General features: G+C 66.3%; 7 protein-coding genes. 6 read left to right on the forward strand and 1 reads right to left on the reverse strand.

Annotated elements, in window-relative coordinates:
• Nucleotides 1-218 precede the first annotated feature (218 nt).
• Complete coding sequence (locus tag OTER_RS14835; RefSeq protein ID WP_012375745.1) at nucleotides 219-2642, reverse strand: glycoside hydrolase family 2 TIM barrel-domain containing protein; 2424 nt, start codon at nucleotides 2640-2642, stop codon at nucleotides 219-221.
• A gap of 266 nt (nucleotides 2643-2908) precedes the next feature.
• Here OTER_RS14835 and OTER_RS14840 point away from each other — a divergent pair, with 266 nt between their 5' ends.
• From OTER_RS14840 to OTER_RS14865, 6 genes are all read left to right on the forward strand, one after another.
• Nucleotides 2909-3379 carry a ferritin-like domain-containing protein gene (locus OTER_RS14840; RefSeq protein ID WP_012375746.1) on the forward strand — a complete coding sequence of 157 codons (471 nt, stop codon included), beginning with the start codon at nucleotides 2909-2911 and terminating at the stop codon, nucleotides 3377-3379.
• A 327-nt stretch (nucleotides 3380-3706) separates the two neighbouring features.
• A complete protein-coding gene (locus OTER_RS14845; RefSeq protein WP_012375747.1) occupies nucleotides 3707-6007 on the forward strand; it encodes a spermidine synthase in 2301 nt (766 codons plus the stop codon).
• A 232-nt stretch (nucleotides 6008-6239) separates the two neighbouring features.
• A complete protein-coding gene (locus OTER_RS14850; RefSeq protein ID WP_158305446.1) occupies nucleotides 6240-7772 on the forward strand; it encodes a CRTAC1 family protein in 1533 nt (510 codons plus the stop codon).
• 125 nt (nucleotides 7773-7897) lie between these two features.
• Nucleotides 7898-10318: a hybrid sensor histidine kinase/response regulator gene (locus OTER_RS24255; protein WP_012375749.1), complete on the forward strand. Its 2421-nt coding sequence runs from the start codon at nucleotides 7898-7900 to the stop codon at nucleotides 10316-10318.
• Between the two features lie 181 nt (nucleotides 10319-10499).
• Nucleotides 10500-12467, forward strand: a complete 1968-nt coding sequence (locus OTER_RS14860) for a chemotaxis protein CheA (RefSeq protein WP_012375750.1) — start codon at nucleotides 10500-10502, stop codon at nucleotides 12465-12467.
• Nucleotides 12468-12483: 16 nt separating this feature from the next.
• The gene (locus OTER_RS14865; RefSeq protein ID WP_012375751.1) at nucleotides 12484-12969 is read left to right on the forward strand and encodes a chemotaxis protein CheW; all 486 of its coding nucleotides are present in this window, start codon (nucleotides 12484-12486) and stop codon (nucleotides 12967-12969) included.
• Nucleotides 12970-12973 lie beyond the last annotated feature (4 nt).

The following is a 12973-nucleotide window of genomic DNA, read 5'->3' on the forward strand; positions in this document are numbered from 1 at the left end:
GAGAGGGGTGGCGAACCGGGTGGTCGGGGCCCGAGCTAAAGCGAAGTCGGGCAAAGGGGCGGAGCGTTAGCTCGACACGGTAGCGCATGGCGGGTGCCTTTCGCTATCACCTGATCGGGTGAATCTTTTGCCCTGGCGTAGCCGAGAGATCACGCGTTCCGCCACGCGGAAATGCAGCGCCTTGGGGGGCAAGGCGCTCCACCTCCGGCCGATCCGGCTTACCGAGCCGCCAGCGTGATCACGGCTTCGGGCAGCTCCGCGGCCGTGAAGCGCACGCGGACCGGACCTTCGGTCCCCGTTGCTTGGACGTAGGCTACGATCCGCCCGTGGAAAACGCGGTGCACGGCATCGGTGTAGTCGCTGACGTCACGCATGTCGCCCGCTTCGAGTCCGAGCAGCCGCGCCGGACCCTCCACGCTGCAGGTGACTTCGTGCTCGGCGTCCATCACGGGCACGCCGTGCTGATCCACCATCTGCAACGCGATCAGCGCGACACCGCGGTGCCGATCCAGCACGGAGTCGGCGCAGGTCAGCTCCATCGTGGCGGGGGCAGTGGCGGACCGGAGTCGATTGCGGCAAATTTCCGCACCGGTGGCGTCCCGGCCGATCGCCTCGAGTTCTCCGGCGGCGAACGGAATATCCCATGCGATCACGCCCGTTTCCGGATCATACGGCTTCTCCTCACCGATGGCCTGGCCGTTGAGCCGCAGACTCGCGGTGGCGGCGTTGGTGTAGCAGAGCACCCGCACCGGCGTGCCCGGCGCGTAGTTCCAAACCGGCCACGCATCGATCGATTTCCGGTCGTCCTTGGGCTGGCGCATGGTGCCAAGGTGGAGAACCGGTTGGTCGGACCACAGCGCTTCGCGAAAATGGCCGCGCGGTTTCACGGCGCCGGTCAGATCGAGCAGGCCGGAGCTCGCGCCCCGCGATGGCCACGGACCCGCTTCGCCGAGATAATCGATCCCGGTCCAGAGAAACTGGCCGAAGATGAAAGCGTTGTCCGCGACGGCGGACCACGCCTTCCGCGTGTGGCGATTCTCGCTGCCGTACAGCACGCGTTGCGGATATTTCTGATGGTCGATCGCGTACCGGTCCTCGGTGTAGTTGTAACCCACGATATCCAGCGCGCCGGGATAATCGGTTTCGTTCGACATCACCACGCCGGCGAGCGCCGCTGTCACCGGACGCGATGGGTCGTGCTTTTTCACTTCGGCCGCGAGCCGCTGAGCGATCGCGCCGAGCCGCCGGGCGTCGGGTTGATTTGGCTTGTAGCCGCCAAACATCGGCTGGCTGATGCGCGATCCATCGCCGTCCAGGATCGGATGCGAGTAGGGGTCGTTGGGATAATCGACCTCATTGCCAATGCTCCAGGCGAAGACCGATGGATGATTACGATCGCGTCGGACCATGTCCGCGACGTCCCGGGCGCTCCATTCCTCGAAGAAGTCATACGAGCCCTCAAAGCCGGGTTCGCCGACATTCCAGCCGCGCAGCCATTTCCTTTTGGGAAACTCCCACTCGTCGAATGCCTCGTCGAGCACGAGCAAGCCGAGCTCGTCGCAGAGCTCGTAGAGCTCGGGGGCCTGGGGATTGTGGCTCATGCGTACGGCGTTGCCCCCGATGCGCTTCAACGTCTGCAGCCGGTGTCGCCAGACTTCGCGCGGCACCGCCGCGCCGAGCACGCCGGCATCGTGGTGCAGGCAGACGCCTTTCAGCTTCAGGCTGGTTCCGTTCAGCATGAAGCCGCGCGCAGGATCGAACGCCAGCGTGCGCACGCCGGTGCGGGTCGTGGTCTCGTCGATCACCCGGCCATCGAGCAGGAGCGTCGTCCGGAGCTGATACAGGTACGGGTGGTCGACACTCCAGCGCCGCGGTTCGCGCCAGCCGAGCGTGACGCGGGCGGTGCGATCCGTTTGGGCGCCGACCAGCACCTTGTCCGTCGCGGCGGCCACCACCTCGCCTTCGGCAGAGCGGAGCTCGTGCCGGATTTCGGCGGGCACTTCACGATCAGTGCTGTTCTGGATTTCGGTGTCGATCACGAGGCTCGCGATGTGCTCGGGGGTGATTTCGCACCGGGCAAACACTCCCCAGGGGGCGAGGTGTACCGCGCCGGTGCGGATCAGATGGACCCGACGATAAATGCCGGAGCCGGTGTACCAGCGCGAGTCGGCCGAGCGGCTGTGGTCGACGCGCACCGCGATCGTGTTCTCCTGGTCGAACCGTACGTACGGAGTCGCATCATAGTAGAACGAAACGTAACCGTTCGGGCGGCGACCGAGGAAGTGACCATTGAAGTAAACCTCGCTTCGATTGTAGACGCCTTCGAAGTAGAGCCAGACCTTCTCGCCGCCCGGCCGCGCGGGAATCGTCAGCTGCTTCCGATACCAGCCGACTCCGCCAGGCAGGTAGCCGGTGCAGCTGGCCAGTTCCGGACTGAGCCGGCCCTGCACGCTCCAGTCGTGCGGCAGGTTCACCGGGGACCAGGAGCGGTCGTCGAATTCCGGTTGCCGCGCCTCCGGCTGATCGCGGAGCAGAAAAGTCCAGCCCTCGTCGAGCGGTTCGGCCACGCCGCACGAGAGTTGACCGCGGGCGAGCAGGGGAAGCAGGGCGAGGCCGAGGAAAAGCGCAGATCGAGCATTCATGGGGAAAAATCCGTTCGCTGCCTGCGCGTGCGACAACCGGTCCCAAGCTGAACCGCAAGTCTTTTCTCACGGTCACCGATAAACCACGACGCGCTCGCGCCGACGACTCCCGCGGCGCACGCGAAAAGCGGGCGAGCGCTCATTATGAGACATTCGCTTCGGGGAAAGCCCGGCTGCTAATCCGGCGGTGGCGCCGAACCGATTTCCCGCCTGGGGGTCTCGCGCACCGCCGGTACCACGCAATGCCGCGGGGTGCGGCCGCAATCATGATGAAATCGAACGAGACGATCAGCCGCGAGGAACTGGTGCGGCTGTTGAACGAGGATCTGGCCCGCGAGTATCAGGCGATCATCGCCTACGTCGTCTACAGCCAGACGATTAAGGGCGCCGAGTTCCTGCACATCGCCGCCGAGCTCGAGCGCCACGCCAGCGAGGAGTTGGAGCACGCGCTGACGATTGCCAAGCAGATCGACTACCTGAATGGTTCGCCGGTCGCCACGCCCAAGGAGGTGAAGCGTTCGGACGACGCGAGGGAAATGCTTCGCTTCGACCTCGAAAACGAACGCGTGACGATCGTGAACTACCGCGAACGAATTCGTCAGGCCGAAGCGCTGGGGGAATTCGCTCTAAGCGAGGTGCTGCGCGAAATCATCGCGCAGGAACAGGAGCATCTCACCGACCTCGCGGACGCGCTGGGGATTGATACTCCGCCCCTGGACGAACGCGTCGCCGGCTGAGCGGCAATCACGAGAAGATCCCCGCGGTCTGACGGTCCCGCCTGGGCTCGCCGCGGTGCAACAACCGCCAGGGGCGTCGTCGGAACGCGCGGGTGTTCGGCGAAAGCCAGACGGCGTTCGCTAGGTGAGCGCTGCGCGCGACGCGCTCCGCCTGGCTGACTTCCCGCCAACCGACCAGAGGGCGAACGGCCTGGGTTCGACCGGTTGCACGCGGTGGCGCGGGGCAATCACTCGCGTTCGTGGCGCGCGCGGTTCGACCGCGGGGAGTGACCGTTCATCCAAAGCCGGTTGCGCGGGAAACGGCCGCGTTTAGTCCCGGGGGCGTCCATGCCCGCTTTCTTCCGCGCGCCCCGCGTCCTGATCTTTCTGGTGTCGTTTTCGTTGATTTCGCTCGAGATCGTCTGGACGCGACTCTTGTCGGCGGAGTTTTTCTACACCTTCGCTTTCCTGATCCTCTCGCTGGCAGTGATGGGGCTCGGACTCGGTGGACTGGCGCTGCGGTTGTTCCCGCGGCTGGCGGGGCTGCGCTTGCTCGCGCCGTTGCTCTTGGCCACCGCAGCGCTCGCCCTCGGCGGGCCGCTGGCGGTGCTGCACCTTGGTTTGGACTTCGTGCAGGTCGTCTCGAGCCCCGCGATGCTCGGGCGGCTCGCGTTGGCGGTGTTGATCCTGTGTTCGAGCTTTTTCACCGGCGGCATGGTCGTGGCGCTGATCTTTCGTTGGGAGCACGCGGACATGCCCAAACTCTACCGCGCCGATCTCGTCGGCGCGGCGCTGGGCGTGGTTGCCGCCATCGCTCTGATGAACAGCGTGGGCACGCCCGCGACGGCGCTCTTGCTGCCGCTGCCGCTGCTGATGGCGGCGGCACTCCGGCTGACCGGCTGGCGACGTTATGCCTCGCTGCTGCTGGTGGTCATTCCGTTCGGGCTGCTGCCTTGGCGCGAGTCACTGGTGGCGAAACCACGCCAGGAGCGACTGCCCGTCGTGCAGCGACATTGGGATGCGATGGCGCTGGTGAAGATCCAGCAAGGCGAGGGCTACAAAAATCTCGGCATCGACAACGCCGCCAACACGCCCGTGAACGAGTTCGACGGCAACTGGGCGGACCTGCGGGCCCAACCCTCGCCGTTCTTCCTCGATCCGCAGCCGCTGATGGAGTCGATGACCGGGTGCCGGTTCCTCTCGATCGGCGCCGGCGGAGGCGGCGACGTGCTGCTGGCGCTGAAGAACGGCGCCGCCGAGGTGCACGCCGTCGAGGTGAATTCGTTCATCAACGGGCTGCTCGTCGAGGGCGGCGCGCTGTCCGCCTACTCCGGCCGGCTCTATTCGGACCCACGCGTGCGGGTCGTGACCGAGGATGCCCGCAGTTACGTGCGGCGGCATCGCGAGCAGTTCGATGTGATCTACTCGCTTAGCTCAAACACGTTTGCCGCGCTGGCCAGCGGCGCATTTGCGCTGGCGGAAAACTACCTCTTCACCACGGAGGCGTTTCGCGACGCCTACCGCGCGCTGCGCCCGGGCGGCTTCCTGATCGTCGAGCATCAATTCTACGGTCCCCGGCTCGTCAGTGAGGCCCTCGCCGGGCTGCGGCTCTGCGGGATCAGCGAGCCGGAGCGGCATCTCGCGGTCTATGCGCTGCCGAAGCTACGCCGGCAGGTGCTGCTGATCGGCCGGGCGCCGCTCAGCGAGGCGCAGATCGAGCACGCGTTCCTCGCGCTCGCGGGGAAGGATCCGATGCTGATGCAGCGCGTGTATCCGCAGCCGGCCCCCGGGGCCAATCCGCTCATCGACCGGATCGTGCGCGAAGGCTGGCGGCGTGTGCAGCCCGACTCGGCGACGGATCTCTCGCCGGCGGACGACAACCGGCCGTTCACCGCGCAGCAGGGGCTGATGAAAAACGTCAGCGTGGAGAAGCTGAAAACGCCGGATGCGATGGAATACCGCGGGTTTCCCATCTCGAAACTGCTGATCGTAGTGGTGGTGGCGCTCGTGGCGCTGCTGGCGCTGCCGCTGAATCTGCTGCCATTTCTCCGGCCGGGACCACGGCTGCGCGGAGCGGCGTGGCTTTATTTCTTCAGCATCGGCGCGGGTTTCATGGTCATCGAGTTGGTGCTGCTGCAGCAGTTCACGCTGATGATCGGTCCCTCCGCCTACACGCTCGCGGTGCTCCTGTTCGTGTTGCTGCTGTGCTCCGGTCTCGGCAGCCGTTACTCGCTCGCGGCGCCCGATTTTCTGCCGTTCGTGGGCGTCGTCGTCTGGGTGCTGCTCAACGTATTCTTCTTCACCGCGTGCGCGGAGGCTTGCGCGCTGTACCCGATGTGGGGCCGGATGGCGGCGTCCGCGGCGCTGATCGGGCCGCTGGGCTTTTTCATGGGCATGCCTTTTGCGAAGGGCTCGACGCGGGTGGGGGAGCTGGTGGATTGGGGATTTGCGGTGAACGGGGCGGCCGCGGTGCTTGGCTCCGGCGCGGTCCTGCTGCTCGCGTTCAGCTTCGGTTTCCGGATCGCGCTGCTCGCCGGCGCCGCCCTCTATGTGGCGGCAGGCCTGTTGCTGGCGCGACGCCACGCTTGGACGCCGGTGGAGCGAGGATCGCGGGAATCGGAACACGCCGTCGCGGTCGGTCAATTGTAGGATTGCAGCGGCGCTCCTGCGCACGGCACAGTGGTTGGGTATGTTTCGTGCGGCCGCGCGGCGGGTTCACGCTTCACGTCGAACGTCTGACCACCGAAGATCCTGGTTCTTCGCGGGGAGTCTGTTCGCGAGCCTGCTCGCGCTCGCTGGTTGCGGTCAACCCGCCGGGCAGTCGCCGGCGTCGGATCAAGCGGAGCCGCCGGCGCGCGCGACTGCCGCGGTGTTCGCGGATGTGACCGATCAGGCTGGCCTGGACTTCACGCACCAGCTGGCCAACGGGAAGCTGGACAACATCATGAAATCCGATGGCGCGGGTGGCACGATCCTCGACTTCGACGGCGACGGATTCATGGATATCTACCTCGTGAACTCCGGCCCGGTGCCGGTGCTGTCCGAAGCGCCAGCGGGCACCGAGCGATTGCCAAACGCGTTGTTCCGGAACCGCGGCGACGGCACGTTCGAGAACGTGACGAAAAAGGCGGGAGTCGAAGGGTGGGGCTTCGGCACGACGGCGGCTGCGGCGGACTACGACAATGACGGCGACACGGATCTGCTCGTCGTGAATTTCGGCGAACTGATTCTCTACCGGAATCGGGGCGACGGCACATTCGAGGACGTCACCGCGCAGGCGGGACTACACTCGAAGCAGGCCGGAATCTCGGCGACGTTTTTCGATGCGGACAACGACGGCTGGCTCGACCTGTTCGTGGCGAACTACCTCGTGTTCGATCCGGCCGTCCAGCCCCCGGCGGGTTCGGGCGTGCCTTATCCGGGGCCGCTCTCCTACGAATCGGAATTCAATCTTCTCTACCGCAATCGCGGTCCCGCGGCCGCGGGATTCGAGGACGTGAGCGAGTCGGCAGGCATTCGCGTGCCGCATCACCGCGCGATGTCCGTGACGCCGCTCGACTACGATGACGACGGCGACCAGGACCTCTACGTCTCGAATGACGGTACCGCCAACCTGCTGTTCGCGAATGATGGCCGCGGCCATTTTCACGACGTGGCGTTGGAGAGCGGGGTGGCGTTCAACCAATTCGGGCAGGCCGATGGCTCGATGGGCGCGGCGGTCGGTGACGCGAATGGCGACGGTTTGCCAGATCTGCTGGTCACGCGGTTCGGCAAGGCGTCGTTTTACCTGAATGCCGCCGGAGGATTTTTCGAGGATCGGATCGTGGCCTCCGGTATCCTCACCGTGTCGTCGCGCTACACGGGTTGGGGCGGCAATTTTCTGGACTATGACAACGACAGCGACCTCGACGTGTTCATCGCCGACGGCGATCCCCATTACCTGAAAGGGATGCCGCCCTTGCTGCTCGAGAACCGCGGGAACGCCACCTTTGTCGACGCTTCGGAGCGCGGCGGCGCGTTTTTCCAACAGCAGAAAAATCTCCGCGGCAGTGGCGCCTTCGACTACGACAACGATGGCCGGATGGATCTGGTGCTGACGAGCCTGGGTGATCGTGCCGTGTTGTTGCACAACCAACTCGCGACCGGCGCGCACTGGCTCACCGTGAAACTCACCGGTCGCCGCAGCAACCGCGATGGCTTCGGGGCGAAAATCAAAGTGATCGCCGGCGGCCGGACGTTGCGGGCCGAAGCGCGGTGTCCGACGAGCTATGTTTTCCAGCGGGACCCACGGCTCCATTTCGGTCTGGGCACGAGCAGCAATGTCGACCGAATCGAGGTGCGCTGGCCGAGCGGCCAGACCCAGGTGATGGAGCGTCCGCCGATCGATCGCGTGGTCACGCTCGTCGAGCCCTGAGCCGGGAGCCGTCCCGGGCGAAAGCTTTCCTGCCTTGCGCACCGGTCCCGGTCGCCCTTGGAGACCGGTCTGATCATTCTGTCGAGCACCGCGGGCCATTGTGCGTGTCAGCGTGGCGGACCTAGATGCCCGACGCTGCCGTTAAGGTCTACCCCGTTCCCGGTTTGCCGGCTCGAGCGTCGCAGCGTGCCGCCTACGCTGCTGCGCTGGTGGTGCTCGCTGCCGGCGGGATGGGCCTGACGGGCTGGATCGTTGGCAGCGACTCGCTGAAGTCCATCTCGCCGGGTGGGGTTACGATGAAAGCGAACTCGGCGGTGGGGCTTGTTTTGGTGGGGACGAGCTTGCTACTGCAGCTGGGTGGCGTGGGGCGAGTGGTCGTGTGGACGGCGAAAGCAGCTGCGGCGGTCGCGGCGCTGCTCGGGGGCCTGACTCTGGTCGAACACCTGACCGGGGTTTCTTTCGGCATCGACCAGTGGCTTTTCACCGAGCTGCCGGGAGCGCCCGGCACGACGGCGCCGGGCCGGATGGGCCCGCCTGCTTCGATTTGTTTTCTCCTCGGGGGCCTCGCCCTGGCGCTCTTGGATGCCCCCGAACGTCGGCAGCGCCTGCTCGCGCAGTTGTTCGCTTTGGTGGTCTGCTGCATCGGTGTCGTGCCGATCATCGGATACCTCTACGGAATGGATCGGCTGTATGCGGTCCCCAAGTATACGGGGACGGCGCTTCCCACCGCCGTAGCCCTGTTTGCACTGGGCCTTGGGCTGGTGTGCGGCCGGCCAAACGTCGGCGTGATGCGGATCCTCTGCTCGCCTGATCCGGGCGGATTGATGGCGCGGCGGTTCCTGCTGCCGGCTTTGCTGCTGCCGTTCCTCTCCGCGTGGATCCGGACGTATGGAGAGAGCCGCGGGTGGTTCGATGCCGAGATCGGGCGCGCTGGGTCCGTGCTCTTCCTGTCGCTCTGCAGCATGTTATTGATCCTGATCGGAGCCCGGTTGGTCTCCGCTCTGGAGCGCAAACGGAAGGCCGCCGAGCAGCAGCGCGAGGAGCTCAATGCCCGGACCAACCAGATCCTCGACAACATCAACGACGGATTCTTTGCGATCGATGGCGCGGGGCGGTTGACGCATGTGAACCGCCAGGCGGAGGAACTCTGGGGACGCGGGCGCGCGGACCTGATCGGCCAGGCGTTGCCGGAGGATTCACTTGGCCCCCCGGCACTCGACCTCGGAGCGCATGCCGAAGCCCTGCGCGATCGCAAGCCGCGGCACTACGAAGTTTTTGCGGAGCCGCTTGGGCGCTGGTTCGATGTCAGCCTTTATCCCGAAGAAACAGGCGGGCTGGCGTGTTTCTTCCGGGACATCACCCACCGCAAGTCCGTCGAGGCGGCGCTGGTGCAGGCCAAGGACGAAGCGGAACGCGCCAATCGCGCCAAGAGCGATTTTCTCGCCACCCTCAGCCACGAGCTGCGTACGCCGCTCGCGCCGGTGATGCTCACGCTGCCGTATGTCGAGACGCACCCGGAACTGCCGGCGGAGCTCCGGTCGCATGTGGAATCGATCCGCCGGAACGTGGAGCTCGAGATTCGGTTGATTTCCGACCTGCTCGACCTCACGCGGGTCGAGCGGGGCAAGCTCCAGCTGGAAAAAACGGAAGTCGACCTGCACGGGGTGTTGCACTCGGTGGTGGAAATCTGCCGGGAGGCGGAGTCGGTGCCGATCACGCTGGAGCTGGCGGCGACGCGGCACTACGTGCACGGCGATCCCGCGCGCCTGCACCAGGTATTTTGGAATCTGTTGACCAACGCGCAAAAGTTCACCGACCGCAGCGGCCGGATCATGGTGCTGACCCGGCAGGCCGAGGGCCACGCGATCAGCGTCAGTGTGACGGACACCGGGGTGGGCCTTACGCCCGAGCTGCGGTCCCGGCTCTTCGTCGCCTTCGAGCAGGGCGAGAGCAAGAGCGCCCGGCAGAAGGGCGGGCTGGGCCTTGGGCTCGCGATCTGCCGGAAGATCCTCGAAATGCACGCGGGCACGATAACGGCCTGGAGCGAGGGGACCGGACGTGGAGCGACCTTCACCGTGGTTTTGCCGACTTCGCCACGGGTGGCGACGCCTCCGGCAGAAGATGGCGCCGAGCCGCCGCCTGCCAGCGAGGGCCTGCGGGTTTTGCTGGTCGAAGATCATCAGCCGACGCTCGAGGCGATGGCCCGCGTGTTGAGGGCACTCGGGCATCAGGTCACCGCCGTCTCGACGGCCGGGGAAGCGCGTGTCGCCGCGGGCCGGGACGACTGCAATTTCCTCATCTCGGATCTAGGGCTGCCGGATGGCAGCGGCCTCGACATCATGATGGACCTGCGCGAGCGGTTCGAAGGACATGCCATCGCGCTGAGCGGCTATGGGATGGAGGCGGACGTGCTGGCGGCGAAGAACGCCGGCTTCACCGAGCACCTGACCAAACCGGCCCGCATTGCCCTGCTTCGCACTACGATCGACCGGCTCTGCTCCGAGCGGCCGGGGGCACGCCGGAGAGAAGGGAGCGAGGTGGCGTGAAGCCGGTCATTGCCATGCCCCGATGGCGCGGTCGGCGGTCGAACTGGTACCGGGCGTTGACTCGGTGGAGGTCGGCGCTTGTTTGTGCGGTGACCCCAACGGAGGCCCCGGCGAATTCGCTCGACCTCTGCGCCGCGTCCGCGGTGGGCGTTGTCGCGTGTGCGGATGGGAGGCATGCACGATGAGCGCGGAGTTTTCGCCGGAGCTGCGGCAGGAGCTCCTCAACGACTTTTACGCGGAATGCGACGAACTGCTCCGCGCCATTCGAGAGGGGATCGCGACACTCGATCGCACCGCGGGGCGCGGTGGGCAGCAGCGCGGCTGGCTCGAGCCGCTCTATCGCAGCGTGCACACGCTCAAGGGGATCGCGGCGATTGCGGGGGTTCGCCCTGCCGAGCAGCTCTCACACGCGACGGAGGATCTGCTCCGGGCGTTGAATCACAACGACGTGCCGCTCACGACTGCGCACGTCGATTTGCTCCTCGATGCGGCGCAGTGTCTGGAGTCGATCATCCAATCTCATCAGCGGAACGAACCCGTGCCCGTGTGCGTGGAGCTGGCGCAGGCACTGCGCGCCGCCAGCGGCGACACTGCCGCGCCGGCGAACGTTCCGATGTCCGCCGCGCCTGCGCCCGCTGATCCGCCCGCCGATCCTGCGGAGCTCGCGCGCGCCCGCGGGCTGCAGCTCTGGCGTTGCACGTTCGCTCCTTCGCCGGCGCTCGACGCCCGCGGGGTGAACGTGCAAAGCGTGCGCGAGCGGCTGGGGCGCATCGGAGAGATTCTCCGCGCGGAGCCGCGCGTGCAGCCGAACGCCTCGATCGTCTTCGTCTTCACCCTGGGGCTGCGTGCAGTTCCGCAGGACTTCGAGTCCTGGGCGGCGGACGGGCTCCGGTTCGAACCGCTGGGTGAATCGTGCGAGCCAGCGGCGCCCGCGGGTTCGGTCGCCGCGGCGGCGCCGGAGTTGGCCGCCCTGGCAACGTCGCGGTTTGTGCGGGTGGACCTGACCCGGCTGGATGAACTGATGCGGATCACCGGCGAACTGGTGATCCAACGGTCCAGGCTCGAGGATCGCATCCAGCAGCAGTTCCGAGGCAACGAATCGTTGAAGGAGATCGACGTGGGCTTCGCGCGCTCGCTGCGCGAATTGCGCAAGGCGATCGGTCGCGTGCGGCTGGTGCCGATCGCGGAAATTTTCACGCGACTGCCTTTGATCGTCCGCGACCTCGCACGGGGCTCGGAAAAGAAAGCCCGCGTCGTGCTGGAAGGTGAGCACACGGAAATCGACAAATATGTGGCGGAGCGGCTCAACGAGCCGCTGCTGCACCTCGTTCGGAACGCGTTCGCCCACGGCATCGAGACACCGGGGGAACGCCTTGCGGCCGGAAAACCCGCGGAGGCCACGATCCTGCTGCGCGCCACGAGCGTGGGGGATTCGGTGGTGGTGCACATTCGCGATGACGGCCGGGGCATCGATCCGCAGCAAATCGCCGCGCGCGCAAAAACGCTCGGAGTGCCCGTGCCCGAAAGCCTGGATCCGAGCGGCGTGCTCCAGATCCTCGCGGCGCCGGGGTTCTCCACGCAGGAGACGGCGGATCGGGCCGCGGGCCGCGGCATCGGCATGGCCGTCGTGGCGAGCACGGTCCGTGAACTGGGCGGCTCGCTGACGCTCGACTCGACGATCGGACACGGCACCGAGTTCGTGTTGCGGCTGCCGCTTAGCGTCCTGATCGTCGATGTCATCATTGTTTCCATCGGAGCGGAGACCTGCGCGGTTCCGCAGAGCGCGATCGTGGAGATCATCCAGATCCCCGCAGCCGAACGTCGGACCATCAAGCGCACCGAGGTGGTGCCGTATCGCGACGGCCTGTTGCCGTTTGTGCGGCTGAACACCGTGTTCGGGGTGGAGTCGCCGCAGCGCGAGCTGCTGACGTTGTTGGTGTTGGGCACGGAGCGAGGCGCCACCGGACTTTTGGTCGATCGCGTGCGCGCGAAACGCGAAGTGGTGGTTCGTCCGCTCACGGATCCGCTGGTGCGCGTGCCGGGCATCAGTGGCGCGACCGAACTCGGCGACGGCCGGCCGATTTTGATCCTCGATCCGCACGCCTTGACGACCGGCGTGGTCCGTCCGCCGGCGGTGGCCGTGTCGTGACGCGCCTTCTTTCTCCATGAGTCTCGCCGATACCTACATCGTGTTCGAATTGGATTCCGCGGCCTACGCGGTGCGGAGCTCGGACGTGCAGCATCTCGAGATGCTGGAACACGTGACGCGGGTGCCGAACACCGCCGCGGCCGTCGATGGCGTGGTATTCTCGCGCGGACAGGTTTACCCGGCGATCAATCTGCGGGCGCGCTTCGGACTTCCGCGCCGGCCCTACGACGCGCGGACGCGGCTGATTTTCCTCAAGGTGCAGGAACGGGTCGTCGCATTGATCGTGGATTCGGCCCGCGAGTTTCAACGCATCCCAGCCGAGTCGATCCGGCCGATCGAGGAGACGCTCGTCGGCATCGCCGGCAACCATGTCGAAGGCGTCGCCACGATCAAAGGGCGCAGCGTCCTGATCCTGAACGTCGGCGTGGTGCTGACGCTGGAAGAAATGACCGTGCCCGCTGGCGCCGCCGAGGCCGCCGGCCAACCGGTATCTCCTACCTGAGAAT

It is taken from the genome of Opitutus terrae PB90-1 (genome assembly GCF_000019965.1).
Taxonomy (GTDB): Bacteria; Verrucomicrobiota; Verrucomicrobiia; order Opitutales; family Opitutaceae; genus Opitutus; species Opitutus terrae.

What these genes read in the sequence shown, in the direction of transcription:
- OTER_RS24255 (WP_012375749.1), top strand. Translation starts at nt 7,898, where the DNA reads ATGCCCGACGCTGCCGTTAAGGTCTACCCCGTTCCCGGTTTGCCGGCT.
- OTER_RS14845 (WP_012375747.1), top strand. Translation starts at nt 3,707, where the DNA reads ATGCCCGCTTTCTTCCGCGCGCCCCGCGTCCTGATCTTTCTGGTGTCG.
- OTER_RS14835 (WP_012375745.1), bottom strand. Translation starts at nt 2,642, where the DNA reads ATGAATGCTCGATCTGCGCTTTTCCTCGGCCTCGCCCTGCTTCCCCTG.
- OTER_RS14860 (WP_012375750.1), top strand. Translation starts at nt 10,500, where the DNA reads ATGAGCGCGGAGTTTTCGCCGGAGCTGCGGCAGGAGCTCCTCAACGAC.
- OTER_RS14840 (WP_012375746.1), top strand. Translation starts at nt 2,909, where the DNA reads ATGATGAAATCGAACGAGACGATCAGCCGCGAGGAACTGGTGCGGCTG.
- OTER_RS14865 (WP_012375751.1), top strand. Translation starts at nt 12,484, where the DNA reads ATGAGTCTCGCCGATACCTACATCGTGTTCGAATTGGATTCCGCGGCC.